The sequence below is a fragment of the Pantoea sp. SIMBA_079 genome (genome assembly GCF_046940275.1).
GTDB lineage: Bacteria > Pseudomonadota > Gammaproteobacteria > Enterobacterales > Enterobacteriaceae > Pantoea > Pantoea borealis.
Window position 1 is genome coordinate 1 of sequence record NZ_JAWRYR010000248.1, and the last position, 275, is coordinate 275.

1 protein-coding gene is annotated in these 275 nt (G+C 53.5%); it reads left to right on the forward strand.

The genetic code is table 11. The features are described from left to right. Positions 1-275 (forward strand): TCP-1/cpn60 chaperonin family protein (locus SB719_RS19890; protein WP_412159698.1); only part of this gene is annotated, 275 nt, incomplete at both ends.

The window sequence follows — 275 nt, forward strand, 5'->3', positions numbered from 1 at the left end:
TGAAAGAAGTTGCCTCCAAAGCGAACGACGCTGCAGGCGACGGTACCACCACTGCAACCGTACTGGCTCAGGCTATCATCACTGAAGGTCTGAAAGCTGTTGCTGCGGGCATGAACCCGATGGACCTGAAACGTGGTATCGACAAAGCGGTTACCGCTGCAGTTGAAGAACTGAAAGCGCTGTCCGTACCGTGCTCTGATTCTAAAGCGATTGCTCAGGTTGGTACCATCTCCGCTAACTCCGACGAAACCGTAGGTAAACTGATCGCAGAAGCG